Source organism: Rheinheimera sp. (assembly GCF_037442525.1).
In the GTDB taxonomy this organism is placed as follows: domain Bacteria; phylum Pseudomonadota; class Gammaproteobacteria; order Enterobacterales; family Alteromonadaceae; genus Pararheinheimera.
On sequence record NZ_JBBIQD010000007.1, the window covers coordinates 160,870 to 185,715 of the forward strand.

Annotated in this window: 25 protein-coding genes; 12 read left to right on the forward strand and 13 right to left on the reverse strand. The window is 54.9% G+C overall.

Annotation, left to right across the window (positions count from 1 at the left end; translation table 11 throughout):
• Window positions 1-31: 31 nt before the first annotated feature.
• The gene (locus WKJ03_RS12210; protein ID WP_337842492.1) at window positions 32-553 is read right to left on the reverse strand and encodes a hypothetical protein; all 522 of its coding nucleotides are present in this window, start codon (window positions 551-553) and stop codon (window positions 32-34) included.
• A 108-nt stretch (window positions 554-661) separates the two neighbouring features.
• On the opposite strand from WKJ03_RS12210, the gene WKJ03_RS12215 reads away from it, so the two are divergent.
• Window positions 662-967, forward strand: coding sequence for a TraR/DksA C4-type zinc finger protein (locus WKJ03_RS12215; protein WP_337842493.1), 306 nt, complete (start codon window positions 662-664; stop codon window positions 965-967).
• Between the two features lie 12 nt (window positions 968-979).
• Window positions 980-1,228, forward strand: coding sequence for a YdcH family protein (locus tag WKJ03_RS12220; protein WP_337842494.1), 249 nt, complete (start codon window positions 980-982; stop codon window positions 1,226-1,228).
• 40 nt (window positions 1,229-1,268) lie between these two features.
• Here WKJ03_RS12220 and WKJ03_RS12225 read toward each other — a convergent pair whose 3' ends face one another.
• Genes WKJ03_RS12225 through WKJ03_RS12235 form a run of 3 tightly spaced genes read right to left on the reverse strand, consistent with a single transcriptional unit; the run spans window position 1,269 to window position 6,465 of the window.
• Window positions 1,269-2,273, reverse strand: a complete 1,005-nt coding sequence (locus tag WKJ03_RS12225) for an aspartyl/asparaginyl beta-hydroxylase domain-containing protein (RefSeq protein WP_337842495.1) — start codon at window positions 2,271-2,273, stop codon at window positions 1,269-1,271.
• Window positions 2,270-5,338 (reverse strand): efflux RND transporter permease subunit, encoded by a 3,069-nt coding sequence (locus tag WKJ03_RS12230; protein ID WP_337842496.1) that lies wholly within the window; start codon window positions 5,336-5,338, stop codon window positions 2,270-2,272. The genes WKJ03_RS12225 and WKJ03_RS12230 overlap by 4 nt, the downstream gene beginning before the upstream one ends.
• Window positions 5,335-6,465, reverse strand: coding sequence for an efflux RND transporter periplasmic adaptor subunit (locus WKJ03_RS12235; protein ID WP_337842497.1), 1,131 nt, complete (start codon window positions 6,463-6,465; stop codon window positions 5,335-5,337). Before WKJ03_RS12235 ends, WKJ03_RS12230 begins: the two co-directional genes overlap by 4 nt.
• A 164-nt stretch (window positions 6,466-6,629) precedes the next feature.
• On the opposite strand from WKJ03_RS12235, the gene WKJ03_RS12240 reads away from it, so the two are divergent.
• The 5 genes from WKJ03_RS12240 (at window position 6,630) to WKJ03_RS12260 (ending at window position 11,862) form a co-directional block, all read left to right on the forward strand.
• Complete coding sequence (locus WKJ03_RS12240) at window positions 6,630-7,451, forward strand: MipA/OmpV family protein (protein WP_337842498.1); 822 nt, start codon at window positions 6,630-6,632, stop codon at window positions 7,449-7,451.
• The gene (locus WKJ03_RS12245; RefSeq protein WP_337842499.1) at window positions 7,451-8,143 is read left to right on the forward strand and encodes a response regulator transcription factor; all 693 of its coding nucleotides are present in this window, start codon (window positions 7,451-7,453) and stop codon (window positions 8,141-8,143) included. Before WKJ03_RS12240 ends, WKJ03_RS12245 begins: the two co-directional genes overlap by 1 nt.
• Window positions 8,106-9,488, forward strand: coding sequence for an ATP-binding protein (locus WKJ03_RS12250; RefSeq protein WP_337842500.1), 1,383 nt, complete (start codon window positions 8,106-8,108; stop codon window positions 9,486-9,488). Before WKJ03_RS12245 ends, WKJ03_RS12250 begins: the two co-directional genes overlap by 38 nt.
• 346 nt (window positions 9,489-9,834) lie before the next feature.
• Window positions 9,835-10,590 (forward strand): peptidoglycan-binding domain-containing protein, encoded by a 756-nt coding sequence (locus tag WKJ03_RS12255; protein ID WP_337842501.1) that lies wholly within the window; start codon window positions 9,835-9,837, stop codon window positions 10,588-10,590.
• Window positions 10,591-10,617: 27 nt separating this feature from the next.
• Window positions 10,618-11,862: a DUF2235 domain-containing protein gene (locus tag WKJ03_RS12260; RefSeq protein WP_337842502.1), complete on the forward strand. Its 1,245-nt coding sequence runs from the start codon at window positions 10,618-10,620 to the stop codon at window positions 11,860-11,862.
• A gap of 176 nt (window positions 11,863-12,038) precedes the next feature.
• Here the strand turns inward: WKJ03_RS12260 and WKJ03_RS12265 are convergent, their stop codons facing one another.
• From WKJ03_RS12265 to WKJ03_RS12275, 3 genes are read right to left on the reverse strand one after another with little or no spacing between them, the layout of a single operon-like run.
• Complete coding sequence (locus tag WKJ03_RS12265; protein WP_337842503.1) at window positions 12,039-12,542, reverse strand: DUF1993 family protein; 504 nt, start codon at window positions 12,540-12,542, stop codon at window positions 12,039-12,041.
• Between the two features lie 15 nt (window positions 12,543-12,557).
• The gene (locus tag WKJ03_RS12270; RefSeq protein ID WP_337842504.1) at window positions 12,558-13,574 is read right to left on the reverse strand and encodes a GTP-binding protein; all 1,017 of its coding nucleotides are present in this window, start codon (window positions 13,572-13,574) and stop codon (window positions 12,558-12,560) included.
• Window positions 13,575-13,629: 55 nt separating this feature from the next.
• Complete coding sequence (locus tag WKJ03_RS12275) at window positions 13,630-15,480, reverse strand: PhoX family phosphatase (RefSeq protein WP_337842505.1); 1,851 nt, start codon at window positions 15,478-15,480, stop codon at window positions 13,630-13,632.
• 200 nt (window positions 15,481-15,680) lie between these two features.
• On the opposite strand from WKJ03_RS12275, the gene WKJ03_RS12280 reads away from it, so the two are divergent.
• From WKJ03_RS12280 to WKJ03_RS12290, 3 genes are read left to right on the forward strand one after another with little or no spacing between them, the layout of a single operon-like run.
• Window positions 15,681-16,064: a BlaI/MecI/CopY family transcriptional regulator gene (locus WKJ03_RS12280; protein WP_337842506.1), complete on the forward strand. Its 384-nt coding sequence runs from the start codon at window positions 15,681-15,683 to the stop codon at window positions 16,062-16,064.
• Entirely contained in the window at window positions 16,061-17,416 is a 1,356-nt protein-coding gene (locus WKJ03_RS12285; protein WP_337842507.1) for a M23/M56 family metallopeptidase, read from the forward strand. Before WKJ03_RS12280 ends, WKJ03_RS12285 begins: the two co-directional genes overlap by 4 nt.
• 18 nt (window positions 17,417-17,434) lie before the next feature.
• Window positions 17,435-18,562: a serine hydrolase domain-containing protein gene (locus WKJ03_RS12290; RefSeq protein ID WP_337842508.1), complete on the forward strand. Its 1,128-nt coding sequence runs from the start codon at window positions 17,435-17,437 to the stop codon at window positions 18,560-18,562.
• Window positions 18,563-18,642: 80 nt separating this feature from the next.
• On the opposite strand, the gene WKJ03_RS12295 is transcribed toward WKJ03_RS12290, so the two are convergent.
• From WKJ03_RS12295 to WKJ03_RS12315, 5 genes are all read right to left on the reverse strand, one after another.
• Window positions 18,643-19,326 carry an alpha/beta fold hydrolase gene (locus WKJ03_RS12295; RefSeq protein ID WP_337842509.1) on the reverse strand — a complete coding sequence of 228 codons (684 nt, stop codon included), beginning with the start codon at window positions 19,324-19,326 and terminating at the stop codon, window positions 18,643-18,645.
• Between the two features lie 94 nt (window positions 19,327-19,420).
• Complete coding sequence (locus WKJ03_RS12300) at window positions 19,421-19,810, reverse strand: YbaN family protein (protein ID WP_337842510.1); 390 nt, start codon at window positions 19,808-19,810, stop codon at window positions 19,421-19,423.
• 64 nt (window positions 19,811-19,874) lie between these two features.
• Window positions 19,875-20,696 carry a hypothetical protein gene (locus WKJ03_RS12305; protein ID WP_337842511.1) on the reverse strand — a complete coding sequence of 274 codons (822 nt, stop codon included), beginning with the start codon at window positions 20,694-20,696 and terminating at the stop codon, window positions 19,875-19,877.
• Between the two features lie 36 nt (window positions 20,697-20,732).
• Complete coding sequence (locus tag WKJ03_RS12310) at window positions 20,733-21,689, reverse strand: glycosyltransferase (protein ID WP_337842512.1); 957 nt, start codon at window positions 21,687-21,689, stop codon at window positions 20,733-20,735.
• A 91-nt stretch (window positions 21,690-21,780) separates the two neighbouring features.
• Window positions 21,781-22,332, reverse strand: a complete 552-nt coding sequence (locus WKJ03_RS12315; protein WP_337842513.1) for a hydrolase — start codon at window positions 22,330-22,332, stop codon at window positions 21,781-21,783.
• Window positions 22,333-22,554: 222 nt separating this feature from the next.
• On the opposite strand from WKJ03_RS12315, the gene WKJ03_RS12320 reads away from it, so the two are divergent.
• Window positions 22,555-23,754, forward strand: a complete 1,200-nt coding sequence (locus WKJ03_RS12320; RefSeq protein ID WP_337842514.1) for a hypothetical protein — start codon at window positions 22,555-22,557, stop codon at window positions 23,752-23,754.
• Between the two features lie 12 nt (window positions 23,755-23,766).
• Complete coding sequence (locus tag WKJ03_RS12325; RefSeq protein WP_337842515.1) at window positions 23,767-24,174, forward strand: phosphate ABC transporter substrate-binding protein; 408 nt, start codon at window positions 23,767-23,769, stop codon at window positions 24,172-24,174.
• A gap of 66 nt (window positions 24,175-24,240) precedes the next feature.
• Here the strand turns inward: WKJ03_RS12325 and WKJ03_RS12330 are convergent, their stop codons facing one another.
• Window positions 24,241-24,846, reverse strand: coding sequence for a thioredoxin family protein (locus tag WKJ03_RS12330; RefSeq protein WP_337842516.1), 606 nt, complete (start codon window positions 24,844-24,846; stop codon window positions 24,241-24,243).

The window sequence follows — 24,846 nt, forward strand, 5'->3', positions numbered from 1 at the left end:
GAATACAGAAGGGCCGGAATCTCCGGCCTTTTTATGCATGATCGGCCAGTTGCCGCACTAAGGCTGCCGCCCTGACAATTTTTTCATTACTCAGCTGGCGGTAGTCAAAATAGGGTGTCACCAGCAGCCGGTTGGCCGGGTCTATGGCAAATTCTTCATTCAGCCAATGCAACTGACTGTGCAGCATGCCCTGCGCCAGCCAGTCTTTGGCGCAGCTGCGCCCGGCAATCAGGTGAACACAGTTGGTGGCAGTCAGATCGGGCGGGCTGAACAATAAGGCGGTTCCTGAACCCTGCTGCAACAAAAACTGGTCACGGTATTGCTGCCAGCTTGGCGCTTGTTGCGCAAAACCAAAGGCAGGCCCCAGCTCATACAGCAGCTTGGCATACACATTAAACAGCTTGCGCCAGCCATTGCCGCAGTCGCGATAAATCTGATCGATCTCACCCGCTTGCAGTGGTTGCAGTTGCCACAACTGCTGATACTGCGGCACCGGCGGCCGGTTTTGCACATAAACCCGGAAACGGGCATTCAGATCGCCTACACCAATCATGGCTGTCCTTCTTCTGTTGCAGTTATGCACTACGCTTTTGTTGTTTTGGATCAAGCTGTCGCTCTGCCGTGGCGACTAGGATACCAGTATCTGGCCGGGGAGAACCTTATGCAAAAACAACGTGAAGCTCTGCAACAGCTGCAGTACCAACTGCAACAACGCTTGCACAGGTTGCAGCAGGATTTCCGTCAAAGTCACAGCGCCGACGGTCCGGATCAGGCCGCGGAACGGGAAAACGACGAAGTGCTGCAGCAACTGGAAACTCAGGTGGCTGCCGAACTTTATGCCGCCGAAGCCGCGCTGGACCGGTTTGACGCCGGCCGCTATGGCCTGTGCAGCCGCTGCGGCCAGCCCATTGCGGCGCCCCGGCTACAGGCTTTACCTCTTACGTTGTATTGCCAGCATTGCGCTTAAAGGAGCCAGCTTATGTCAGAAAAACACGATTTAGTGCATGAATTCCCGGAGTTTCGGCAGCACATTCACCAGCTGAAACTGACCGACAACCATTTCGCTGTACTGTTTCAGCGGTATCACGAACTGGATCACGAAATTCACCGCATTGAGCAAGGTGTTGAAACCACCAGCGACGACTACCTGGACCATCAGAAAAAGCAGCGCCTGTTCCTGAAAGACGAGCTGTTCCAGCTGCTGCAAGCCCGCGCCGAAGTAGCCTGAGCCAAAAACAACCAGGGCAGCCAGATGGCTGCCTTGGTTTTTATTGGTGCAGCAGTACCAGGCCGCCCTGCCAGACAAAGGCATCCAGCAGTTTAAAGGCCAGCACCAGCCCCAACGCCAACAGTAAAACCAGCGTTGTATTTAACAGCCACTTCAGCAGCTTATAGGCGCGACGGTGGCGGGCTTTCAGCTGCAGGGCCCGCTGCTGCCAGGGGCTTAATGCTGCAAACAAAGCACTGACCGCACCTTGTTGGTCTTCCGGCAGGTTCGGCACCAGCGAGTGCCGGGCCAGACCAAGGTAACAGCGGTTAAACTGTCGCCCCAGCCAGCTTAGAGGTCTGTCGACGTCGCACATCAGGATCAGCCGGTACTGGTCGCTGTTGTTCACCGCGTAATGTGGATAGGTTTCGTCAAACACAAAATCTTCGCCGTCTTGCCAGCTGCAGCTGTGGCCATCCACCACAATACGACACTGCGCCGAATTAGGGGTGACAAGGCCCAGATGGTAGCGCAGCGAACAGGCCAGAGGGTCTGAGTGCAGGCTTAGTTCGGCACCGGGTGGCAACAGAGAAAACATGGCGCCCCTTACGGCAGGCACCTGCTGCAGCAAGGCGACGGTTTGTGGGCATAGCCGCTGGGCAGAGTGATGTATGGTGCCGTACCAGCTCAGGTAAAATTTGCTCCAGCCCCGCTTATAGAAAGTACGAAAGCCTAAATCGTAATAACCGGCCGATCCCGGCGTACGGATGGCGTCAAATAACCCGGCATCCAGCAAGGCCTGCGCTTCATCCCGAATCAGTTGCCAATGCTGGCGCAGCAATTCAGTGCCGGCAAAAGCATCGCTGGCCAGCACCGGCTGGCGCGCCTGCGCTTTGGTGGTCAGGTACAGCAGGCAATTCAGCGGCGCAAACACAGGCCAGGCTTTGCGCAGATACTGGCTGAAACTGGCATAACGCACAGAACCACGCCAGCGGTAGACGTAAAGCACCGACGCCAGCACATAACAGAACATCAGCACCAACAGGGTTTTACTGAGCAGCGTCATAGCGGGCTCCCTGGAGTTTTAAAGCAGGCACGAAGCCAAAGCACCAAGTCATCGACATAGGTAAACAGCACCGGCACCACCAGCAGGCTCAGGACTGTCGAGGTGAATAAGCCGCCTATCACCACTATGGCCATTGGGGCTCGAAAGCTGGCATCAGCGCCTAACCCCAGCGCGATAGGCAACATGCCTGCGCCCATCGCCAGACTGGTCATCACAATGGGCCGTCCGCGTTTCTGGCAGGCATCCACCAATGCATCCAGCCGTGACAACTGCAGGTCGCGACGGGCCAGGATGATGTAATCCACCAGCAGAATGGAGTTCTTCGAGGCAATACCGATCAGCATGATAAGACCAATCATCGATGGCATCGACAAGGCAGACTGAGTGACAAACAGCGCCGCCACAGCGCCGGGAACAGACAGCACCAGAGCGGCCAGAATAGTGACCGGCTGAACAAAATCTTTAAACAGCAGCACCAGCACTATGTAGATACACAGCACGCCAGTGGCCATCGCCAGGCCAAAGCTGCTGAACAGCTCCGCCATCTGTTCCGCATCCCCTTCAGCGGCCAGCTGAATTCCTGCGGGCAACTGCTGCAACAGTGGCAATGCCAGGATCTCTTGTTCCACCTGGCCTAAAGATTGGCCGTTCAGTTCGATATCCAGACTGATATTGCGTTGACGGTCATAACGGGTCAGGTCGGCGGGGCCACTGCCAAGCTCAAGTGATGCGACGGTTTCCAGCGGCACAGCGCCATTTAACCCAGGCACAGGCAGGCGTTTTAACAAGTCCAGATCGGCCCGATCCGCCGCACTTAGCCGGACCCGGACCGGCACCTTGCGTTCATTCAGATAGATACGCGCCAGTTCCTGGCCATAGTCGCCGCTGGTCGCTACCCTCAGGCTGGCCGCGATATCCGCAGGAACCACACCAGCACTGGCGGCCCGGCTAAAATCGGGCCGCACCACCAGCTCAGGCCGGGTCAGGCTGGCACTGGACGTTACAGCACCAATACCATCCAGGGTGCGCAGCTGTTGTGCCAGCTGATTGGCAAAGTGGCTAAGCTGCTGACTGTCTTCGCCCTGCAGCACCAGCTGGTAGGTATCCGACTCCCCATCCCCTACCCGAACCCGCACCCCGGGTACAGCCGCAAACAGCGTCCGCAACTGACTTTCCAGCTGCAACCTGCTCACTGACCTTTGCTGCGATGGCAGCAACTGCAGGCTCAGACTGGCTTTGTTTACCTGCAAAGGCCCGGCGATACCTGAGTCTTCATCCATGCCAACCGAGGTTCCGGCCAGCGTAAACACCTGTTGAACCGCAGGGTTTTGCAAGGCGAGGTCGCGCAGCTGAGCGCTGACCTGCAAGGTTTGCTCCAAGCTGCTGCCTGGCGGCAAGGTGACAGCGACCTGAATTTGCGGCAAATCGTCAGCAGGCATAAAGCCGGTCGGTAACCAGGGCAGCAGGGCCAGGCTACTGACAAAACAAGCGGCGGCGGCCAGCAAGGTACGACCTCGGTGATGCAGGCAGCGCAGCAACCACTGCTGATAACGCTGCTGCCAACCGGCCTGTGGTTCAATGTCCCGCGGCGGTTGCAGCCAATAGGCCGCCAGCATAGGTGTTAACAGCCGCGCCACCAGCAAAGAAAACAACACCGCAAAAGCCGCAGTCCAGCCAAACTGGACAAAAAACCGGCCGACCACACCGCCCATAAAAGCAGTGGGCAAAAAGACCGCGATCAGCGCAAAAGTGGTGGCGACCACAGCCAGGCCAATTTCGTCTGCCGCTTCCATCGCAGCCTGATAAGGGGTTTTGCCCAGCCGCAGATGGCGCATAATGTTTTCAATTTCAACAATGGCGTCGTCAACCAGCACACCAACCACCAGCGACAATGACAGCAGCGTGACGGTATTCAGGCTGTACCCCAGCCAGTACATCAGCGCAAAGGTCGGGATCACCGACAGCGGCAAGGCGGTGGCGGCTACCAGGGTTGCCCGGCCACTGCGTAAAAACAGCCAGACCACCAGCACGGCCAGCACTGCGCCTTCATACAACAAGGTCAGCGAACCTTGGTAATTCTCAGCTACAGGCCGGGTTAAGTCGGCCACCTGGCGGATTTGCACCGCCGGATGCTCCGCCTGCAAACGCTGTACTCTGGCCTGCACCAGCGCTGCGACCTCCAGTTCTCCTGCCCCCAGCGCCCGCACTATTTCAAAACCAACCACCTGCTGATCGCCCAGCAGCGCCTGACTTTGGGCTTCGCGCACTGTGTCTGAAACAGTGGCAATCTGACTCAGCCGCACCCGCTGCCCTGCCGGTAAATTCAGCTCCAGTTGCGCCAGTTCCTCTGCCGACTGCACTGTGGCATAGGTACGGACACTTTGTTGGGCGCCGCCAATATCGGTCTGGCCGCCGGAACTGTCCTGCAATACCAGCTTCAGCTGAGCCGACAAATCAGCGGCGCTGAAATTAAAGGCCAGCAACTGTTCGGGCTGCAGCTCGACACGCAACTCGCGCTCGGAGCCGCCCAGCCGGTTGACGGCCCCGACTCCGGCTAACGCCTGCAGCGGCCGGATCAGCTGCTGGTCAACAAACCAGGACAGCTGCTCCTGGTCCATATGCGCCGCCTGCACGGCGTAGGTTAAAATGGCGCTACCGGAAAACTGCTCTTTGCGTACCACAGGATCGGGTAATTCAGCCGGTAAATCAGTACGCTGCCGTGCGACGGCGTCCCGCACTTGATCCAGCGCCTCCTGCAGCGGCTTTTCCAGCCGGAATTCCACCTTTAAAGTGGCTTGACCATCCGACAGCTGGCTTTGGATATGCCATACGCCCTGAATGGACGAAATGGCATTTTCCAGCGGACGTGCCACTTCATTTTCCAGCTGCACGGCGGACGCGCCGGGCAGCTCGGCCGTGACCCAAATAGTGGGCATTTCAACATCCGGAAAATTCTGCACTTGCATCCGGCTGAAGCCGACCAGGCCAGCCAGCGTCAGTAACAGAAACAGCAAAATAGCCGGAATAGGGTTACGAATAGACCAGGCAGACAGATTCAGGCTCATGGCTGGCCTCCAGTGCTGGCTTGCCGATCAGCCGCCATCGCCGGATCGACCAGCTGCACCGCATCACCGTCTGTTAAAAAAGCGCCGCCACTGGCCACAACCCGGCTTTCAGGCTGCAGCCCGGCACGAATTTCCACCCTGTCGCCCTGGCGCTGGCCAGCCTCCACTTTATGCAAAGCCACGGTGGAGTCCGGATTCAGCAAAAACACATAACTAAACCCATCCCGCTGCAGCAGGGCCTGCTGCGGCAAAGTCAGCACCTGTGCGGTTCCCAGGGCAAATTCGCCGCGAACAAAGATGCCGGCAGACAAGCCGGAGTCCTGCGGCAAGTCGACATAGATCAGAGCGTTTCGGCTTAAAACATCCACCACAGGTGACAGGGTGCGCAGCCGTCCCTGCACGGGCGGCAAACCGGCCGGAAACACGCTGACCTGCTGACCAGGGCTTAAGCCGGTCAGATCGGCAGCGGCCACTTCGGCCAGCCATTGCAGACGGTTCTGCCGCACCAGCCGGAACAATTGCTCGCCAGCCGTCACCACAGCGCCCACAGTAGCGGTTCGGGCGGAAATCACTCCATGGTCAGGTGCCAGTACTTTTGTTTGCGCCAGCCGCACCTGCTGCAACTGCACCTGGGCCTCGGCGGCCTCCAGCTGAGCTATCGCCAGTTGCTCAGCATTGAGATAACGCTGCACTTGCTGTTTGGACAGCGCCACTGCGCCCTTAAATAAGGAGCGGGCCCGTTCTGCATCGGCTTTCGCATCCGCCAGCCTGGCTTTTGCTTCAGCCAGCTGAGCCCGGCTTTGCTGCAGCTCAGCCTGAATGCTGTCAGCGGCAAACACCGCCAGCAGCTGGCCCTTATGCACCTTGTCGCCCACATCAACATACAGCTGAGCAAGCCGCAATGCATTGACCTCAGCGCCAATTACCGCCTCCTGCCAGGCCTGAATAGTGCCACTGGCGGTCAGGCGTTGCTCCCACTGCTGCCACTGCGGTTGCACTGCCGTCACCGCCAATACGGCTGATTTAGTCGGTTCCACTGCAGGGACTGTTGGCTCGGAGCTGAGCTGCCAAAGCAGTAAGCCAGCCAGAGCCAGTCCACCGAACCAGGTATAAAAGGTTTTATTCATAAAAGGTTTCCATCGCTGCCGCTGCGGCGGCTGGGTTGAACACTGGCCTTACTATCGGGGGGGAAAACTTGCTGCTCCCTTACCGAAAAAAACAAAATCCGGTAAGGAACTGGTAAGGCTGGCGCATGGATGCTGAGGCTGTATTCAACCCATTGGAGAAATCAATGCATACTCAGTTCTTCGCTGCTTTTAGCAAACCTCGTTTCTACTGTGCTGGCCTGGCTGCACTGCTCAGCCTGCCCATGCTGGCCAATGCCCAACAAGAACCCACAGGGCAGACAGAGCCAGAATCGTCCTGGGGCCTGGGTGTCGCAGCGCTCAGTTCGCAAAAGGCCTTTACTGACATGGACAGAGATACCAAAGTGCTGCCCTTTCTGACCTATGAAAACCAGTACCTGAGCTGGATGGGTCCCAACCTGGACATCAAGTTACCCGGACTTGATTTGAGGGATTCGCAGCAACTCGATGTCGCCCTGACAGCCCACTACGATTTTGGTGGTTATGACGACGATGATATTCGCGACACCCCTATTCTGGCCGGAATGGATGAACGCAAAGGCGGACTCTGGGCAGGGATTACGGCCAAATGGAGCAGCCCCTGGGCTGACCTGAGCTTGCAATGGTTGTCTGACGCGTCAAGCCACAGCAAAGGCCGGCGTTTAAGCCTCGGCATTGAACGCAACTGGTTTTTTGGCGACCATCTGATCCTGACCCCTAAAATCAGCGCCAGCTGGCTGGATGACAAAGAAGTAAATTATCTTTACGGTGTACAACAGCATGAGGCCAGGCTTGACCGCCCTGCTTATACAGCCAGCTCAACCATGAATATCGAATACGGAGTGCGGGGAATGTATCTGTTCAACCAAAGTCATTCGTTGCTGTTGGATCTCAGTGTGACCAGCCTGGGCTCTGAAATTAAAGACAGCCCGCTGGTCGACAGTTCCACCGAACAGCGCGTGCTGTTTGGCTACATCTACCGCTTCTGATGAGCCGGATCCTGTTGGTCGAAGACCATGAGCGCCTGGCCGGGTTGATCAGCAAACAACTGGCCAGTGCAGGTATTGCCGTGGATGTCTTTGGCCAGCTCGACGCGGCCTGGTCGGCATTGCAACAGATGCCGTACCAGGCGTTGGTGCTGGACAGAGGCTTGCCGGATGGTGACGGCATCAGCCTGATTAAACGGCTGCGCCAGTCTGGCTCCGGCATTCCTTGCCTGGTGCTGACGGCGAGGGACGCCCTGCATGATCGGGTGGCAGGGCTGGAAACCGGTGCTGATGACTACCTGACTAAACCTTTTGCGATGGATGAGCTGGTGGCGCGGGTGCGGGCTTTATTACGCCGCCCCGCCCACAACCTTGCATCTGACCCTTGCCATGCAGATTTGATACTGAAACCCGAACAAGGGTTACTCTGCTGCGGTGACGACAGTGTCACTCTGGCTCCGGCCGAATTGCAGATAGCCCTGCTGCTGATCCGCAAACAAGGCGACGTGGTGCGGCACAGTGCATTGGAGGCCGCCGCCTGGGGCTTTAGCGACACCGTCACTCCCAACGCACTGGACGTGGCTATTCACCGGCTGCGGCGCAAACTGCAAGCCATTGGATCGACCCAACAGATTGTCAATTTGAGAAACCTTGGTTATGCACTTCGTCAAAAAGCCTCTGCGCCTGCCACGTAACAGCCTCAGTCTGAAGGTCTTGATGGCCTATTTTATCGGGGTCCTGTTGAGCCTGATTTGCATCGGCCTGATGATTGCGCTGCTATCGGCTCAAAACAGCAAGCTGCTGCTGTCTACCAATCTGATGGACACAGTCGAAGGTGCAGCTGACGAACTGGTGTTTAACAGCCAGAATTGGCCGGTTGCCGTAATCGATGATGAAGATGGCGAGCAAAACTGGTTTTTCTTTGATTCCATGAGTGAAGACGCCGCCTTCCGGGTGATCTCGCCCACCGGCGACATTGCCCTGAGCTCAAAGGCCGGAGAGGATTTCTGGCCTGAAGATCCAGAGCTTAAACAAATCAGTAACGCGCATTTTGAATTCACGAAGCATGGGTTGCATGTGCAGGGCGCCAGTGCCACCCGAGAGCACAATGGTCAGCTATGGGTGGTTCAACTGGCCATTAGCAGCCGCTTTCTCAATTTGGTGGATAAACATATAGCGGTGCCTTTTATGGCTCAGGGGGTCAGTGTCTTTGGCGTGGTGCTGCTGTTTGTGTTCGGTTTTTGTGCCTTTGTTACTTTGGGCTATACCCTGGCGCCGCTGCGGCAACTGTCACAGTCGGCGGCGGCCATTTCACCGCGTTCCCTGCATACCCGCTTACCGTTGGACAAAGTGCCAGCCGAAATCGCGCCATTGGTCAGCAACTTCAATCAGGTGTTGGACAGGTTGCAGCACGGCTTTCAGGTGCAGCAGGAGTTTTTGGCCACTGCCGCCCATGAGCTGAAAACGCCCCTGGCACTGATCCGGGCGCAAATTGAAGTCAAACCGCCAAGTGCTGAGCGCGATATGCTGCTGAACGATGTCAGTCATATGACCCGCCAGGTGCAGCAACTGCTGTTGCTGGCGGAGGTCAGTGAACCGCAGAATTACCAGTTCAGTCAGGTGGATGTCGGGGCTGTGGCACAGGAAGTCAGCCGCTACCTGCAGCCGATGGCGGACACAGCAGAAGTGAGGGTTCAACTCTGCCAGTCCGCAGATTTGTACTGGCAAGCCGACAGAGCCGCGCTTTTTACCTTGCTGAAAAACCTGCTGGAAAACGCCTTGCAACATGCACCACCAGGGACGGCCGTGGAGATCACTATTGGCCATGACGGGTTGTTGCTGCGGGACTTTGGCCCAGGAGTTCGTGACGACCAGTTAAGCCAGCTGTTTGTCCGATTCTGGCGTGGCCCGCACCGGCGCGATCATGGCGCTGGCCTTGGGCTGTCCATTTGCCAGGAGATTGCACTGGCGCACAGCTGGACTTTGTCGGCCGAAAGCGCAGCGCCTGGGCTGAGCTTTGCACTGCGGCTCAGTGCCTGAGGAGCACTGTGCGCCAGAGACTGCTCCCTGCACAGCCAGCCGGACATCAGGCCGCAGATTGGTTTGGCGGGCAAAACGTTGCAGATCAGCAGGCTTTTATACGCAAAAGGTAAACGAATAATAAAATTTCGGTAAATTCACCAAATTCGAAAAATATTTTCTGATTTGGGGTGGCAATCAGCCTAAAGCTGACTAGCCTTGAACAGTCTGTAGTGCCCATTACTGAACCAGTAGTCACAGCCAGGCCGTCGCGTATCCCTTCAGTTTTTGTGTTGTCCAGCGGCAAGACAAAACATCAATTTCACTTGAATCATCCAACAGAATCCTTCACTGAGGAGGCTTGCTTATGCCTTTCCCGGCACATGTGCAAAAAGAACTGCAGTTCCCCGGCGCCGTGACTTTGGGCCAAAAGGGCAGCAGTGTGAAAAAGCTGCAGGAATGGCTGTCACTGCAACAGTTTGGCTGTGAACCTGATGGTATTTTTGGCAAAGCGACGCTGAGTTGTCTGCAACGTTTTCAGCAAAAGCAACTTTTGCCTGCCAGCCAATCCCTGACCGAAACCTGCTGGCAAAAACTGACCGCACCTATGCAACAGGCGCTCACTTTAAGCCCTGCGGCCCCGCACCTCAGCACCACAGTAATGCGCGTTGCCAGACAGCACCTGGAACAACACCCCATGGAGGTGGGTGGTGATAACAAAGGCCCCTGGGTACGGCTTTATATGCAGGGCAATGAAGGCACAGCCTGGTACTGGTGCGCCGGTTTTGTCACTTTTATCCTCAAGCAGGCCTGTTTAATACAGCAGCAAAAAATGCCGATCCCCGGTTCATTCTCCTGCGACTCGCTGGCAAGCCAGGCCAAAACCGCCGGGCTTTTTCTGCCAGAAAAGCAGGCATCCAACATCAAACCCGACCAGGTGTTTATTTTTCTAAACCGTAAATCCGCCTCAGACTGGACCCACACAGGGCTGGGCTTTGCCATGCAGGATGGTGTGTTTCAAACCATCGAAGGCAATACCAACAACGACGGCAGCCGCAACGGCTACGAAGTCTGCCAGCGCACTCGCACTGTAAAAAGCAAAGATTTTGTAATGCTTGGATAACAATCACCGCTCAAGGAGAGCCCTAACATGAACAAAAATAAACGTATAGTGATCTGCTGTGATGGTACCTGGAATGAACCTGATATTTCCCCAACCAATGTCATAAAAATTGCTCATCATCTGAAACCTACAGCCAATAATGGAATGCAACAGGTGGTGTTTTATGACCAGGGTGTTGGCACCGGGGGACCGATTGATAAATATATAGGTGGCGCAACAGGCAAAGGTTTAGAAAAAAACGTATTAGACGCTTACCGTTTTATCGTGCACAACTATGAACTCAATGACGAAATCTATTTGTTTGGCTTTAGTCGGGGAGCATATACGGCAAGAGCCGTCGCCGGCCTGATCCATGCGGTAGGTATTCTAAAAAAAGATTTGTGGGAAGAACTACCAAAAGCTTACGAATATTATCGGACACCTCTCAAACACAGGCCTAAGACCAGCCCCTTAAAACGCGATAACAATATCGAACCCAAGATTAAAATGATCGGTGTCTGGGATACCGTTGGCTCACTAGGAGCCCCCACTCCGCTGTTAAAGAAATTAACTAACCGCTGGGTGGGTTTTTATGATGCTGAGCTGTCGCCCCATGTAGAGCATGCTTACCACGCTCTGGCGCTGGACGAAAAAAGAGGCCCTTTTGAACCTTCGGTGTGGAAAGGTTTGACGCAAGATAACCAGCAGGTGGAACAATGTTGGTTTGCCGGGGTGCATTCCGATATTGGCGGTGGTTATGAGTCATCTGAAGTTTCGGATATCAGCCTGCTGTGGCTTGTTGAAAAAGCTGAAGCTTTGGGACTGGAATTTGATCGGGACGATCCGACCTTTAAACACTCAGTCAAACCAGATCTCTTGGGCGAACTTCATAACTCATACAGCCTGCCTTATCAACTGACTGGTAGTTCATTTATCCGTCAGGTCAGTAAAAACGGACCGGGTGAATACAAAACAAGTATTCACCCTTCTGTGTTTTACCGCATGCAACACTCCCATTATGTCCCTGAAATATTGCGCCAACAAGCAAAGGGAATTGGACATGAAAGGAGGACCTACGAACGCTTTAATGCTTTCAACTCCGAAACAAAAATTGTAGTGGAACAGAAAGAGCATCCGTGTTTGCTTGAGAGCTTCAGCCCTCGGGGAGGAGCCAGCATAAGCACTAAACTGCAGTTGAAATTACACGACACGGTGGGGTTACTGCTCGGACAGCAACAGGTCAATGCCCAATGTGTCTGGAACGCTGGTAATAACTACGGCCTGAAATTCTGAAGTCGTTTGCGCGAAGGGGATTTATGGTCAGCTAGTAACTGGTCGATAAGCTGGTCTGATACTGGCATTCTTATGTCCTTTCAAATACATAGGTAGAATGCCACTTACACAGATTTTTTTACACTCTCACTTGAGCAAGTGAAAACCTAAACCAGCAATACTGCCGTTTCATCAGGCTATTCAGCTACCCAGCTAAACCCGGCCGGGTACTGGTGCCAGCCGTCAAAGTCGGCTTTGCCGATGACCATGCCGTGCTGGCGGGCTATGGCGTACAACATGCTGAAATGAAAGTAAAAATTGGGCAGCGCATACAGCTGCAGGTAATAGAGCCCGGTCAGCTGTTGCCGGGCAAAACCGGCTTCAAATTCAATGGGGCGCTGTTGCCAGTCGGCAAAACCTGCAGGTGCCAGCGCCTGTAACTGCATTTGGCATTGCTGCACAAACTGAATCAATCCATGCCAGTCTTCAGTGACCAGCTCTATGGCCGGAGTCTCCAACGCCGCAAGCGGATAGCAGGCCCGCAAACTAAAACCGGCCGCAGTGCGGGCCTGTTGCCACAAGGGCAGCATATCCGGGCTCAGCTGTGCAGACCAGAGCTCAGGACGTTCAGTGGCAATGCGCTGCACCAGCGCTTCCAACTGATGCAGCGGGTGAATAAAACTCTGAACCGGGTTTAACATGGCGACAGCCTTTGGTTAGGGCCGGAGCATCTGCACACTGTGCTCCAGCAGTTCGCGTGAAATATTGCGGGTAATAAACACCAGTTTGCTCTGACGATCGGCATTTGGCCACTGGGTTAAAAAAGCCGCCGGATGAAACAGGTGCTGCACGCCATGGATCACCATAGGGCCAGGAAAACCCTGAATATGCAAAATGGCTTTCATCCGCAGTAAATCCGGGCCTTTGAGGGTCAAAAGTTCATTCAACCAGAGCTCAAATTTGTGCATAGTTATGGGCTCTGCCAGCTCAAAGCTGTAGGCCTGAATGGCGTCGCCATGGGCATTGAGTTGCAGCTCAGGGGTCAGCTGAGGCTCGTCGGCAAGCGGGGTAAAACGCAGCCAGCTCTGCAGTGGGGTATCCGACTGCACAGGTTCAGCATGGTCCAGCTGTTCTATCAGTGTCCAGTCCGCCAGCCCTTGTTCGGCCAGCGCCACTTGCGCCAGCGGGTTCAGTGGCCGCAGTGCGGCGGTCAGGTCAGCCACGCTGTGGGCTTGTGGCAGATCCTGTTTGGTCAACAGCACTAAATCGGCCACCGCTGCTTGCTGACGTGCTTCCGAGTGTTCCTTCAGGGTTGACAGGCCATTGACGCTGTCAACGCAAGTGACCACCCCCTGCAGCCGGTACTGATCGGCAATTTTTGGGTCAGCCATCAGGGTATGCAGTACTGGAGTAGGGTTGGCAAGGCCCGTGGTTTCAATCAGTACCCGGTCAAATTGTTTGCGGCCCTGGCGGGCGAAACGCCAGACAATGTCCCGCAGGGTTTTACTTAAATCACTGCGGATAGTGCAGCAAATACAACCACTGGCCAGCTCCACCACCTGCTCTTCCTGACTGTGCGTCATCAGCAGGTGATCGAGTGAGGTTGAGCCTAATTCATTGATAATCACCAGGCTGTTAGCAAACTCCGGGGTTTTTACCAGCTGGTTTAATAAGGTGGTTTTACCGCTGCCTAAAAAACCTGTTAATACATACAAAGGAATACGTGGCTGCATGTTGCTCTTCTCATTCAGGGCCGGTCTGACAGTCCAGCCCTGAACTCAGAACCTGCTAACTGCCAACCACCTTGCCATCGGGTCTGTTGATCACCACCACTGCAGGGCGGGGTGGCAATGTAGCATCAAAATCCGGCCAGCGGGTAGCAGGCTGCTCAAAACTGCTGCCACTGCCCGGATGCTGAATGGAGCAAAAAAAGTGTTGGTCGTTGGGGGTAAAAAAGGGCCCGCACACTTCTGAGCCAACCGGAGCACGCAAAAAACGCCGCATTAAAGCCCGGTCTGGGCCACTGACTTCAGTGGCCCAGACGCCTTCGGCTATACCAAAATCTTCAGCACCGTCGGACGTCACCCAAAGATGGCCCTGGCTGTCAAAGGCACAGTTATCCGGACAGGCAATCCAGCTACTGACCGCCGTGGCCGGGTGATAGTTGGTGCTGGGGTCGTCGCGCCGGCCCGCCAATAAAAACAGCTCCCAGGCGAAACTGTTTTGCGTGTGATCGCCTTTGGGCGGCACCAGCTCGACAATCTGACCGGCTTTATTACGGGCGCGGGGATTCACCGGATTCAGCTGTTTGTCTGTGCGGTCAGCGTTTTTGGTCAGCATTACATAGACAGCACCATTGGCCGGGTTGACCTCCACATCCTCAGGTCTGTCCATTGGCGTGGCCCCCAGTAAATCGGCCGCTTTGCGGGTATCAATCAATACATCGGCCTGGCTGTGAAAGCCGTTGGCCGCCTGTAAAGGGCCTTCGCCAAATTGCAGCGGCAGCCAGTCGACTGTGCCGTCAGCATCAAAACGCGCGCAATACAGTGTGCCGCTGTCCAGCAAGTCCAGGTTGGCGGCTCTGTTGTCCGGCTGATAACGACCACTGGAGACAAACTTATACAGGTATTCAAATTTCTGGTCGTCCCCCATATAGGCCACGACCCGGCCATCGGCATTGATAAACACATTGGCGCCTTCGTGTTTAAAGCGGCCCAGCAAAGTGCGTTTTTTCGGTGTGGAATTGGGGTCGTACGGGTCAATTTCCACTATCCACCCCATATGCAAAGATTCGTTTGGCTGCTGGCTTAAATCCCAACGTGGGTAATGCCGGGCCCAGCTTTTTTGTGGCTGCACTTCCATACCAAAACGTTTCAGGCTGTCGTACTCGCTGCTTTGGCTGTAGTCACCGGCAAACATCGCATCAATATTTTCTTCGCCGGTCAGCACTGTGCCCCAGGGGGTGACACCACCGGCGCAATTGCCATAAGTCCCCAGCGTATGCACGGCATCAGCGGAAATGGCGGTTTTCAGCCGGCTGCTGCCTGCGGCCGGGCCGCTGATCTGCATGGGGGTGAGCGGTGTGATCCGTCGGGTATAGGCGGAGTTTTTGATCTGTTGCCACTGGCCATTCTGATAGCGAATTTCGACCACGGACAAGCCATGGGCCACTATGTCGGTGTCGGTCTGGGCTTTATCCAGCTTGGTATCTGGCGGTGAGCCGGGCCACATAGTGGCACTGTTGGTGTACTCGTGGTTCACCACCAACAACCCATGCTCAGAGTTCGAACTGCCCAGCGGCAAGGGCAAAAAGCCGATAAAGTCGTTGTTAAACCCAAACTGTAGCTGCTGTTTTTCCGCGCTTTGCTGCTGCGGATCGAAGGCCGGGCCGTCGGCCCATAACGGGTCCCCCCATTTCAGCAGCACCTGCGCCTGATACCCCGGCGGTACTTCCAACTGAGTGGTCATTTCTGCGCTTTGTTCGGTAAAGGTCAGGGCGGATTTACCGCTGGCCGCCAGGGTGGGCGCCGTTTTGCCACAGCCTGGTAAAGCCGCGGCCGCCGCCAGCGCCGTACCGGCTTTTAAAAACTCACGCCGCGATAAACGCCGTTGTACCATTTCTGCAAAAGAAACTGCCATGTTGATCTCCGATGGGTGGGTCAGGGCTTGCCGATAACTCTGCGTTATACAATCACAGTATGACTCTGATGTGACATCAGACCGGTTCGCTGAGCTAAACAGAAAAAACTTTTGTGCGACATTGGTCGCACTTTTTACTTGCCTTTGTGCGACACTTGTCGCACCCTGATACCAGTTTTGCATTGAGTGCCGGATTTTGTATGTCACACCCTACTGCCGCTGAGCTGGAAATATTAAAACTGTTATGGCAACAGCAGCCACAAACTGGACGGGAATTGCATGACCAGCTGCAAGCTGTATTGGGTTGGGGCTATTCCTCCACCCGCAAAACGCTGGAACGTATGACCGAAAAAGGCTTTGTGCAGATGGAAAGCCAGGGCCATAAAAACAGCTACCAGGCCAAACTGGAAAAGTTACCGACTCTGGCTGCTTTGGCCAATGATTTCGCCAGCCGGGTGCTGGGGCTGAACGGGCCTTTGCCGGTCAGTATGTTTGCCGACAGTCACCTGCTGACGAACACAGAATTACAGCAGCTTGAACAACAGCTGGCCCTGTTATCGGCCGCTCAGGAGCAACAGCCATGAGCAGCCTGGTCCTGACACACCTGCTGGCTTTTGTTGCTTTAAGTGCGGTACTGGCGCTGCTGCAGTTGCTACTCCAACAGCGCAGGCCAGCGTTGAAGGCCATGCCGGGTTTTTACCTGCTGCTGGCTCTGTTGTCCCTGTTTGCTTTGCTGCCACTGCCTGAGCTGGGTGACAGCTGGCCTGTGCCTGTTGCATTGCTGCAGGAAAGCAGCTGGCAATGGCAGCAACTGCAGGCTGTGCCTGAGCATCCTTCGTTACTGGCGGAACCTGGCTGGCAACTGACCGATGTGGTACTGCTGATCCTGATGCTGGTATCACTGTGGCATCTGGCCCGTTTCGGCCTGCAGCAATGGCGCTTGCAGCAGTTTATTGCCCGTTCAGAATTATTATCCGCAGCAGACTGGCTGGCGGACTGGCCAGCTGAAGTCCAACTCAGATTGTTTTATGGCCAGAGTTCGGCTTTTGCTTGCGGAATTCGTCAGCCTTTGGTCATGGTGCCTGCCTATTTTGTGCAACTCCCGCCTGAACAGCGCCAATTATTGCTCAGGCATGAGTTGACCCATCTGCAGCATCGCGACCCTTTGGTGTTGTTGCTGTGGCGGTTGCTGCTGGCCTTGTGCTGGTTTAACCCCCTGCTGGCGCTCTGGCAACAACACTGGCAACAGGCAGCAGAACTGCGGGTGGATCACCAGTTATGTCAAGACTACAAACCCGAACTTTATGCTCAAACCTTACTGCTTTGCCTGAAGCTGAACCAGCAGCATCAGCCCAGTGGCCTGGCCTTTAACCGGCCTTCAGCACTGAGCCAGTATCAGCAACGATTAACTGCGCTGTTTCAGCCCTTTCCTGTTTTGCCAGCCTCCCAGCAACAGTCCGGCCTCCTGTTGCTGCTGTTTTTCACCCTGGCACTGACGCTGGGCTGCGCTCAGCTGCGCTTCAGCCAGAGTCCGGCAGAATGGCAGCGCCCTGTGGCCGCCGAGGTGCGGGTCAGTTCTTTTTATGGTGAGCAGCATCCGTTCCGGCAAAACAGGCCCCACCAGGGTATGGACTTTGCCGCACAGGCCGGTGACCCTGTGTACGCCAGCGCCCGCGGCACAGTGCTGATTGCCGACAATCAAAGCCTGAACAGCAACTATGGCATGGCGGTGTTGCTGGACCATGGCAATGGTTACCAGACCTTGTATGCCCATCTGCAGCAAGCCGACGTCACGCCGGGCCAGCAGTTACAGGCAGGACAACCTCTGGGCAAAGTCGGCGCGACAGGTCGGGTGACGGGCGCCCATTTACATTTTGAATTATTGCATCAGGGCCAGGCACAAGACCCGGCCTTGTTGCTGACCACCTCACCTTAAATCACCAAGGAGTACAGCATGACGAAACAGGTCTTTCGTGCTGGTGTGATTGGACTGCTAAGTCTGCTGGCTACCCCGGCACTGGCGCAGCTGAACCAGACTGAGTTATTGCAGGGCCTGGACCAGGAGTTCAGGCTGGCGCTGAATAAAGCCAAAGTGCCGGGCGGCGCTTATGCCGTGGTACAAGGCGGCCAGATTGTGTTCACCGGTGCTTATGGCGTACGCGAAGTCGGTAAACCTGACAAAGTGGACGCCGACACCGTGTTTCGGCTGGCGTCAGTGTCGAAAACCTTTACCGGTGGCCTCACCGTGCTGGCGTCCCAGCAAGGCAGCCTGAAGCTGGATGCGCCGCTGGCCCATTATGTGCCCGGTTTTCAGCTGGGCAGCGAACGGGATACCAAAGCGCTGACGGTCGATCATGTGGTCAGCCAGGCCAGTGGGGTGATGCCCCATGCGTTTGAGAACCTGCTGGAGGACAATCAGACCCCCGAGCAGATCCTGCCACGTTTTAAACTGCTGAAGACCAGTTGCACACCAGGCCGCTGTTACAGCTACCAGAATATTCTGTTTGGTTTGCTGGAGCAGGCGTTGCTGCACAGCACTGGCCTGCCTTACCCTGACTTATTGCAGCAACACATTTTAGGCCCGCTGAAAATGCAGACAGCGTCGGTGGGTTATGCCGGTTTTCTCGCCACTCAGAATAAAGCCATGCCCCACCACAGGGCTGGCCAAGGCTGGCGCTCCGAACAGGTCAAACCGAATTTTTATTGGGTGAACCCGGCGGCAGGTATTAATGCCAGCGCCACCGATCTGGCCAAATACCTGCTGGCGATGCTGGGCCATCAGCCCAAAGTGTTCAGCCCACAAGCCCTGCAGGAGCTGCGCAGTCCTGCGGTGAAGGTAGCCAATAAGCCCCGCTGGCCTGTCTGGCAGCAGTACAAAAAAGTCTCGACCTGGTATGGCCGCGGCTGGCGTATGGTGCAATACGACAATCACCGGCTGTTTTACCACGGCGGCGTGGTAGACGGTTACCGGCCTTACATTGCCTATTCGCCGGAAAAAGACATAGGTCTGGTGCTGCTGACGAATGCCGAAGCCGATGTGACAGGCAAAGTCGCCAAATGGTTTTGGGGGGAAGTGTTATAAATGATGCGGATATCGTAAATTTCCAGGGCTTGCTGACGACACGTATCAGCCTGCACCGCCGCTGCGGTGCAGGCCTGCGCTTACCTGATAAATTGATACTGAGTGTTTGCCGTATCGGTTTGCAGTGCAAAATGCCCCAACACAAAGGTGCTGGATCCGTTCTCTCCCCAGATACTGCTGCTGTGAGCACCGTATACCAGGCAAGTCCCGGTCGAGCAGACAATCTGGTCACTGTAGCTTTTGATGGAATAGACCCGGCTGCCAAAACGCACGCCATACAGGTTATCCAGAAAGGGGCTGCTGACCGACAAGCCGTACTGTCCGCAAGTGCTGGTCAAGACGTTGTAGGGGTAAATACCGCAGCTGTATAAACCACGAAAGGCGCCCGCTATACCGACAAATGCGTCCACCTGGCTATGCACACCGAGTTTAGTAATTTGTTGTGCTGCCAGAGTGGCGCCCATTGAATGGCCTATCAGGTCTATTTTACCTGTGCAGGAGTTGGCCAGCGCATTCTGAATGGCGGTTCGGACCGGCGTTTCTTCTGAGCCATTGTGGTCGTTGCAGGCGGCGCAACTGCTGCTGCCCCAGGCGGGCCGGTAAATATCCGCACTGGTATAACCTTTACTCAGCAGCAGGTTGTAGGTGTTATTCCAGCTGGACGGGCTGGCTGTGTTGCCATGCACCAGCACTACCGCATCCAGACAGGCCGCACTCAACGAGCCTGTGCAGAGCAGCCACAAAGCCAACAGGATTTTTTTCATTGTTATGTCCTTGGTTGTCACGGGCAACAGTGCCCGCCACAACCATAGTCGGGCTTGGCCCGGCCCGACATAACACTTTGGTGCAGACTGAACTTTAGTGTTGGCCGGGTTCGTCGCCGAGTTCAGGCCTGCACCATAACCAACAGGCCACGGCCAGCAACAACAACGGCACTGCCACTTTTAACCAGAGAGGTGACGCCGACAGCCACAAGAGCCCGGCGCTCAGCAGCATCATCACAGAAGCCAGCCATTTGGCTTTGCGCGGTACGGCGCCCTGTTCACGCCAGCGCCGCACCGGCGGGCCGAACTTCGGATGCTGTACTAACCAGAGTTCAAAAGCTGGCCAACCTTTACCCGCCGCCCAGGCCGACAGCAGTAAAAAAGGCACAGTGGGTAAACCCGGCAACGGAATACCCAACAAACCCAGCGCCAGACTCACCAAAGCCAGCGCCCGCCAGAACAGGGTTTTACTGAATTGCCACATACGCAAAGGTCAGAAAGTGCAGTGGCTGCAGTATGCCGTTTTTGCTTTACTGCAGCCAGCGCTCTCAGGGCTCGAAGCGGTATATTTGCAAAGAATTCGCATTAAAGCCGGGCACATACAACAATTGAGTAGCCGGGTCGTAGCCAATATCGGCGGTATTAAATTTGCCTTTGCTGTCCAGCAACAAACTGACTTTACCTTCGGCACTGACATGGTAGATCAACCCCACCCAGCAACTGACCAGATAACCACCTGCAGGCAAGGGTTCAATGCCATCAATACCTGACGCAAAACCTTCAGCCAGTAAGCGGCTCTTCCCACTGTCATCCAGCAATAACAGCTGCTTTCCAGCCCCAACCACCAGGCCTTGCGCTGTCGCTTTTAATCCATTGGCTGACAGAATCTGCTGTTGCCATAACTGCAGTTTCCCCTGTTGCAGCCGGTAGATTCGGTTGGTTCTGGTATCCGACACATAGACCAGACCTGCGGCATCCACAGTGACATCATTCAGGAAAACCGCCCCTTCTGCCGGATACCTCCGTATGATCTGCGCCGTGCTCAGGTCCACCTCCACTAACTCCGTCAGGTCAGCAACAAACAGCCTGTCGCCGTGAATAGCCATACCTTTGGGAGCATTCAGTCCCCGCAGCCAGTCCTGTTTGATGAGACGGCCATCCAGCTGCAGTAAAGCCACCCCACCCTGGCCATCCACTGCCGTGCCTGCACCGTCAATTTCCGACACCAGTAAACGGCCACCAGACTTCTGTGGCCAGACCAAAGCCGACTCGGGCACCCGTAAATCCGCGGTTTCAGACACCAGACTCAGGCTGGGTTGAGCCAACGCCATAAGAGGCAACACTGCAGTAAAAAGAATGGCCAGTTTCATAAAAATTCCCTGTGTTTTTGCTGTTATTCCCACCTTTCAGGCCGGAAATTGTTGTTGAAAAACCGACATGCAACGCCATAACCGCCACTTTTTCCGCCAGGAAAAGCCCGGACACCACCAAAGATGACAGGCCAGTTGCTGCAGTTGGACTGCCAAGCTGTCAGTCTCTGCATCGGCTTTGGGTTGCTGCAGTTGCCAGTTATATAACCAATAGGCCAGATGCAGCAACATCAGTTGCCGGGCTCTGGCGGGCAATTGTGGCAAAAGCCCGTTGTTCAGTTGCCGGAAAAACTGTTGCAGCTGTAACTTCTGGTCCGGGCTGACCTGGTAAGAGGCACTGGCCCCATGCACCCTGTATCCATACAACGGCTGGCGCAGGTGATAAAGGCTTTGGCAGCCTAAATACAACTGTGGTACCGCCATCATATCTTCGCAAAACCCGATACCGGCCGGAAACTGAAAGTTGGGTACCGCCTGACGGCGATAAATACGTAACCAGGGAAACCACTGATTGACCTGTGCAACCTCAGACAACGCAGCCGGCAACGGCAACCAACCGGCCTGTGCATGCAAAAAGCGGGCTTTAGCCGCCGACAACTGCCGGGGCTGACTAAAACGCTGATACCCCAGCTCAATCAAGTCCGGCTGTTCTTTGCGGATCAGCTGCAACACCTGCTCTGTGTAACCCGGCAGCAACAGATCGTCTGCATCCACAAAACCAATATACTGACCTGTCGATTGCGCTATACCAAAGTTTCTGGCCACACTGACCCCGGCATTCGCCTGCAGCAGCAACACATAGCTGCTGGCCTTCTGGCTGAGCCGGATAAACTGCTGCGCCAGCAACAGGCTGCCGTCTATGGGCCCGTCCGCCACCAGCACCAGCTGCACCTCAGGGCTTAGTTGAGGGTCAATGCTCTCAAGCAAAGGCTGTAAAAAGTCCTGCGCGTTATAAAAAGGCAGCACCAAAGATAAAAGTGGCTGAGTGTGCATCATCCGATCCGTCAGAAAAAATGGCAGTGTAACAAGACACAAAGCCTTTTCAGACCGGCTTTAACAACTTACTACCATTGAGGCGTTGAGATCAGCGGATCCACCCTTTACTGATCTGCCGGAAGCTGTCGCTACCGGCCTTTTCCAGCCATTCAAAGGCGAGCATTTCTTTGCTGACCAGCACCACCCCCGCCTGTTGCATCCGCTGCAGCGCCAGCTGTTTATTCTGTTCGGTCCGCGACCCCACGGCTTCAACCACCACAAACACCTGATACCCCATCACCAGCCCATCCAAAGCCGTTTGCAACACGCAGACATGGCTTTCTGTCCCTAACAGCACCAGCTGATGACGGCCGCTTTGCGCCAGTTGTTGCCGGATTCGGGCGTCTTTAAAAGCGCTGAAATGGATTTTCTCCAGCACCTGGCCTGCCGGCAGCAGTTCAGCCAGGGCCGGTACCGTCGGGCCAAGGCCTGCCGGATATTGTTCGGTGGCAAACAACGGAACGCCCAGTTGCAACGCCACCTGCAATACCCAGGCAGCCGCCTGTTCCACCGCTTTGCCATCGGCAATAGCCGGCGCCAGTTTTTGCTGGATATCAATCAACACCACCATACTTTGGTCTGCATTGAGCAAGTGATTCATAGAAATCTCCCACTGTAAAAACTGATGCGTGTTCACCAGACTCATCGCCATGGCGGTCAACTTCGGGCCTGAAAATGGCACGAATCTGATAAATACTAAAAAAACGCAACAAAAATCGAACTAGTAAATGACCCAGATTGCATTTTGTTCACTTCAAATCTAGCTTTGAAATGGATAAGGCGCATGGATGCAAAGTTCACACTTCCTTTATGGGAACATACTATGAAAAAAAGCAATATCGCGTACCAAAGCCTGGCGCTTGCTGTCGCCTTAGGCTGTCTGCCCACCTCAAGTTTTGCCGAAATTCAACTCAATGGTTTTGCCTCTATCCGAGGCACATCTGTGTCTGCTGACGGTGGCTCTGAGCCATTCCCGGGCTACGAAGAAGGTAACTTCTCCTTTAAAAGTGAATCCTTGTTTGCTATTCAGGCCAGAGCCGACTTAGGCGAAGGGCTGTCCGCCACAGTTCAGCTTTATGCTGACGGACAAAATGATTTTGATGTGGAGGCCCGTTGGGCCTATATCGCTTACGAACTGAACGAGCACCACAGAGTGAGCGCTGGATTGCTGGCAAACCCGCTGTTCCGGCAGTCTGAATATGAAAAAGTAGGCTATGCCCATAATTTCGCCCGCCTGCCCAAAGCTGTGTATATCGGCTTTGATTTCAGCACAGTAGAGGGCATAGCCCTGGACAGTCAGTTTGACCTGAATGGCATGACTGCCAACACCAAACTCTTGTATGCCAACTGGGAGGGGGAGACGTTTTTTGCGGTCACCAATGCCTTTTTACCTCTGGCCTTTGAAAACCTGATGGCCGCGAATGGCTCCCTGACCGGGGACTGGTGGAGCTTTTCTGGTGGCTTTATGACGGTCGATATTGCCGCAGAAACCCTGGATCAACAGACCACCTTTCTGCTGGCAGCACCGGGCATAGCAGCAGCGCAGGCAATGGGCGCCACAACTCAGCAAGTGGATGACTTTAAAGCCGCCATCCAAAGCGAGGGCAAAACAGGCGAATATATGTTTGCCGCCTTTAACATTGACTACAACAACTGGCTGTTTGATGTGGAGTATGTCGACTATGGCATCCAGGACTCAGTCAACGCACAGAACAAAGCCTGGTATGCCGCCATAGGCCGGCGGTTTGACAGTGTGACTTTGACGGTTCATACCGAGGATTACAGCCGCGATCAACAGGATTATGCCTTTCTGAGTGGTATTTCCAACCCTGTGCTGCTGGCCACAGGACGCACCTTAAAAGACGCCTTCAGTCAGCGTGAATTCGATGGCGCTGGCATCGATCTGCGTTGGGATTTCCACCCAAGCGCAGCGCTGAAAGTGGACTATTTTCAGGGCACAGACACCCGACCCACAGTCGGTGATTACCGTATTGCTTCCGTTGGTGTTGACTTAACCTTCTAAGGAGATTGACTCATGAAATCAGTAATTTACGCGGTCAGTCTGTTCTGCTGCAGTGCAGTGTTTGCCGATATTGCCATCATTGCCCATCCATCGAACACCGCCAGTCTGGACGCCGATACTGTGGCCCGAATTTATTTGGGCAGGGACAAAAACTTTCCTGGTGGAGCAGCGGCGGTGCCAGTCGCCCTGCAGGAAACCAATGCTGCTACCAATACCTTTAACGAGCAGGTGCTGAAGAAATCCTCCAGTCAGTTAAAGTCCTATTGGTCCAAACTGGTCTTTACCGGCAAAGGGACTCCACCCAAAGAGCTGGCGTCCGATGAAGAAATGATTCAGCTGGTGGCTGGCAACCCAAACCTGATAGGTTATGTGGACGCCAGCAAAGTTGATGCTTCGGTCAAGGTCCTGCTGAAACTCTGACCACAAGACGGAACAGGCAAAGAGCGGCTGCGCTTTGTCTGTTCCTGCCCTTCGCTGGTATCCGCTCTAATCGGCGTACTTAATACTGCAACCATAAGGTTTACTGACTGCCGGTTTGGCCGCTTCCCCAGCCAGCACAGCGCTCGCTGCATCGGCAAACCAAGGTGTAGCTTTGGGTATATCCTCCACTTTGGTCGACGGAATGCTGTCAATGCCACCCATATACTGCAACAGCCCTTTGGCGTCTATCACATACATATGTGGGGTGGTTTTGGCGTCATAGGCTTTGCCAACAACACCGGATTCATCAAACAGCACTGCGGTTGGCATAGCACCGCGGCTTTGGGTCAGTTGATCGGCTTGCTCAGGGCTGACATACCCCTGTTTACCTGGCGCCGACGAAATGATGGATAACCAGACTGTATCCGCTTTGGCTGTAAATTCTTTCTGCAACGCCTGCATATTGCCCTGATAGTGTTTTTTTACAAAAGGACAGTCATGGTTGGTCCACTCCAGCACGACAGTTTTTCCAGCAAAGTCTTTCAGGTTGTGGCGTTGGCCCTTACTGTCAACCAGACTGAAGTCTGGCGCAGCCTGGCCAATTTGTGGCATAGCCCACAGTACGGTGGAAAACAACAAAGCAGACACAGAGCACAAAAGTTTCAGTTTCAT

Excerpts from the sequence above, each read along its gene's own strand:
- WKJ03_RS12255 (WP_337842501.1), top strand. The coding sequence starts at position 9,835 with ATGCCTTTCCCGGCACATGTGCAAAAAGAACTGCAGTTCCCCGGCGCC.
- WKJ03_RS12225 (WP_337842495.1), bottom strand. The coding sequence starts at position 2,273 with ATGACGCTGCTCAGTAAAACCCTGTTGGTGCTGATGTTCTGTTATGTG.
- WKJ03_RS12235 (WP_337842497.1), bottom strand. The coding sequence starts at position 6,465 with ATGAATAAAACCTTTTATACCTGGTTCGGTGGACTGGCTCTGGCTGGC.
- WKJ03_RS12275 (WP_337842505.1), bottom strand. The coding sequence starts at position 15,480 with ATGGCAGTTTCTTTTGCAGAAATGGTACAACGGCGTTTATCGCGGCGT.
- WKJ03_RS12300 (WP_337842510.1), bottom strand. The coding sequence starts at position 19,810 with ATGTGGCAATTCAGTAAAACCCTGTTCTGGCGGGCGCTGGCTTTGGTG.
- WKJ03_RS12325 (WP_337842515.1), top strand. The coding sequence starts at position 23,767 with ATGAAATCAGTAATTTACGCGGTCAGTCTGTTCTGCTGCAGTGCAGTG.
- WKJ03_RS12215 (WP_337842493.1), top strand. The coding sequence starts at position 662 with ATGCAAAAACAACGTGAAGCTCTGCAACAGCTGCAGTACCAACTGCAA.
- WKJ03_RS12315 (WP_337842513.1), bottom strand. The coding sequence starts at position 22,332 with ATGAATCACTTGCTCAATGCAGACCAAAGTATGGTGGTGTTGATTGAT.
- WKJ03_RS12290 (WP_337842508.1), top strand. The coding sequence starts at position 17,435 with ATGACGAAACAGGTCTTTCGTGCTGGTGTGATTGGACTGCTAAGTCTG.
- WKJ03_RS12260 (WP_337842502.1), top strand. The coding sequence starts at position 10,618 with ATGAACAAAAATAAACGTATAGTGATCTGCTGTGATGGTACCTGGAAT.
- WKJ03_RS12250 (WP_337842500.1), top strand. The coding sequence starts at position 8,106 with ATGCACTTCGTCAAAAAGCCTCTGCGCCTGCCACGTAACAGCCTCAGT.
- WKJ03_RS12240 (WP_337842498.1), top strand. The coding sequence starts at position 6,630 with ATGCATACTCAGTTCTTCGCTGCTTTTAGCAAACCTCGTTTCTACTGT.
- WKJ03_RS12210 (WP_337842492.1), bottom strand. The coding sequence starts at position 553 with ATGATTGGTGTAGGCGATCTGAATGCCCGTTTCCGGGTTTATGTGCAA.
- WKJ03_RS12280 (WP_337842506.1), top strand. The coding sequence starts at position 15,681 with ATGTCACACCCTACTGCCGCTGAGCTGGAAATATTAAAACTGTTATGG.
- WKJ03_RS12220 (WP_337842494.1), top strand. The coding sequence starts at position 980 with ATGTCAGAAAAACACGATTTAGTGCATGAATTCCCGGAGTTTCGGCAG.
- WKJ03_RS12230 (WP_337842496.1), bottom strand. The coding sequence starts at position 5,338 with ATGAGCCTGAATCTGTCTGCCTGGTCTATTCGTAACCCTATTCCGGCT.
- WKJ03_RS12270 (WP_337842504.1), bottom strand. The coding sequence starts at position 13,574 with ATGCAGCCACGTATTCCTTTGTATGTATTAACAGGTTTTTTAGGCAGC.
- WKJ03_RS12305 (WP_337842511.1), bottom strand. The coding sequence starts at position 20,696 with ATGAAACTGGCCATTCTTTTTACTGCAGTGTTGCCTCTTATGGCGTTG.
- WKJ03_RS12320 (WP_337842514.1), top strand. The coding sequence starts at position 22,555 with ATGAAAAAAAGCAATATCGCGTACCAAAGCCTGGCGCTTGCTGTCGCC.
- WKJ03_RS12295 (WP_337842509.1), bottom strand. The coding sequence starts at position 19,326 with ATGAAAAAAATCCTGTTGGCTTTGTGGCTGCTCTGCACAGGCTCGTTG.
- WKJ03_RS12310 (WP_337842512.1), bottom strand. The coding sequence starts at position 21,689 with ATGCACACTCAGCCACTTTTATCTTTGGTGCTGCCTTTTTATAACGCG.
- WKJ03_RS12265 (WP_337842503.1), bottom strand. The coding sequence starts at position 12,542 with ATGTTAAACCCGGTTCAGAGTTTTATTCACCCGCTGCATCAGTTGGAA.
- WKJ03_RS12285 (WP_337842507.1), top strand. The coding sequence starts at position 16,061 with ATGAGCAGCCTGGTCCTGACACACCTGCTGGCTTTTGTTGCTTTAAGT.
- WKJ03_RS12245 (WP_337842499.1), top strand. The coding sequence starts at position 7,451 with ATGAGCCGGATCCTGTTGGTCGAAGACCATGAGCGCCTGGCCGGGTTG.
- WKJ03_RS12330 (WP_337842516.1), bottom strand. The coding sequence starts at position 24,846 with ATGAAACTGAAACTTTTGTGCTCTGTGTCTGCTTTGTTGTTTTCCACC.